This is a genomic window from Arthrobacter sp. Hiyo1, assembly GCF_001263615.2.
GTDB lineage: Bacteria > Actinomycetota > Actinomycetes > Actinomycetales > Micrococcaceae > Arthrobacter.
Genome location: NZ_DF952468.1, coordinates 211,691 through 213,420, shown reverse-complemented (window position 1 = coordinate 213,420; position 1,730 = coordinate 211,691). Strand labels below are relative to the sequence as shown.

The window sequence follows — 1,730 nt, the reverse complement described above, 5'->3', positions numbered from 1 at the left end:
GTCCGTCCGGGTTTCCCGGGCGGGAGACCGGCCGGCGGTGAGCATGTATCCCATTCCCCGCACGGTGGTGAGGGTCTGCAGCCCGAACGGGGCGTCGATTTTCCGGCGCAGGTAACCGATGTAGACCTCCACGACGTTGTCTCCGCCCTCAAACGCGGGGTCCCAGACATTGTCCAGGATCTCCGACTTTGACACCACCTGGTCGTGACGGCGCATCAGGTACTGCAGCAGCCCGTACTCCCGGGCAGTGAGCGCGATCATTTCCCCGCCGCGGCTGACACTGCGCCTGACCGTCCATGCTCAAAGTCCCCAAGGACAGGATTACGGGCCGTTCCGGGGCGCCGCGGCGCATCAGTGCCCGGATCCTGGCAACCAGGACCAGTAAGCTGAAGGGCTTGGTCAGATAATCATCCGCGCCAGATCGAACGCATCCGTCTGGTCGTATTCGCCGTCCTTGGCGGTCAGCATCAACACCGGGGTCCAGATCCGGCGTTCCCGGATTTCCTTCAACACGCCGTACCCGTTTTTCAGCGGCAGCATCAGATCAAGCAGGATCACGTCGTAGGGGTTTTCCGTGGCAGCCCACAGCCCGCTGACCCCGTCGTGGGTCACGTCCACCACGAAACCCTCGTTGGAGAGCCCGCGCCGGAGCGTTTCGGCCAGCATCTTCTCGTCCTCGACCAGCAGAATCCTCACGGCCGGCCCCTCTCTGTCGATACAGGCAGTATCCCCGACCGCTGTTGAGCGCTACCTGAGAAACAGCGGTGTCGTCCTCAGCTTCCTCTCAGAGCCGCCAGCGCATGCTGGTCACAGCACCCGTCAATGAGCAACAGTCAGGACAGCACCGTGGAATCCACCCCCGGGCCTGCGGCCACCCTGGTCCCCGGGCTGCGCTCATGGTGGTGGATTCCCGCCGCGGCCTGGTGTTCGGAGCACCGTGGCGGCCGGGATGTCAGCGAAGGGCTTCGGGGCTTCGGCACCCGAGCTTGCCCTGGACATCTCCCTGAGCCACGGACGGATCAACGTCCTGGTTTCGCTATGCCAGGCCATCAATTACGGGATCGGCCCGGTGGGGGCGGTCCTGCTCGTGCTGGTCATTGGTTCCTACCTGGCCTGGGTCCGGGGCAGGCCGGTCCAGGCCCTCGCTTTCTGCTCCGTCGTGGCTGCCGGATGGCTCGGTTCCTCGGCCGCCAAAATCCTGGTCGGCCGCCCACGGCCTCCGGCGGACGCCGTCGGATCCCTTGCCACGCCGACGGGGACAAGCAGCTTCCCCTCCGGACACACAGCCGTCGCCTTGGCCTTGGTGCTCGCCATCACCATCGTCCTCGCCCGGACCACGACACAACGCGTTGCTGCACTGACCGCAGGGACCCTGTTCGTTGCCCTGGTCGCCTTCTCACGGCTGCGCGGAACAGCCCTGGTGCTGCTGCTCGGTCCGCCCCTGGAACGGCGGATGGGAAGCCTCAAGTACGCAATCGCCGCCGTCTCCACCCAGATCCTGGGCGTTGGCATTGCCCTTGGATTCCTCGCCGCGGCCCAGGGGTTGCTCGGCAGCTGGAAAGCGGAGATGGGCGGCCACCTCTTCATGGGTCCGAGCGCGTTCATCATCGGTACCGCCATGGCCGGAACCGCGTCCATGGCCACCCTGTGGAGGCGCCGGATCCGGCTGGCCGTCTCCGCCTTGCTGCTCCTCCTGGCCCTGTACAGCGGAGGGTTTGCGGATCTTGTCA

At 65.9% G+C, this 1,730-nt stretch carries 1 protein-coding gene and 1 pseudogene; one reads left to right on the top strand and one right to left on the bottom strand.

Annotated features, from left to right (window positions below):
• Positions 1 to 696, bottom strand: a pseudogene (locus AHiyo1_RS00885) (response regulator transcription factor); the annotation flags it as partial.
• 253 nt (positions 697 to 949) lie between these two features.
• On the opposite strand from AHiyo1_RS00885, the gene AHiyo1_RS00880 reads away from it, so the two are divergent.
• Positions 950 to 1,730, top strand: a 781-nt coding sequence (locus AHiyo1_RS00880; RefSeq protein ID WP_113990551.1) for a phosphatase PAP2 family protein, incomplete at its 3' end; no start/stop codon positions are given.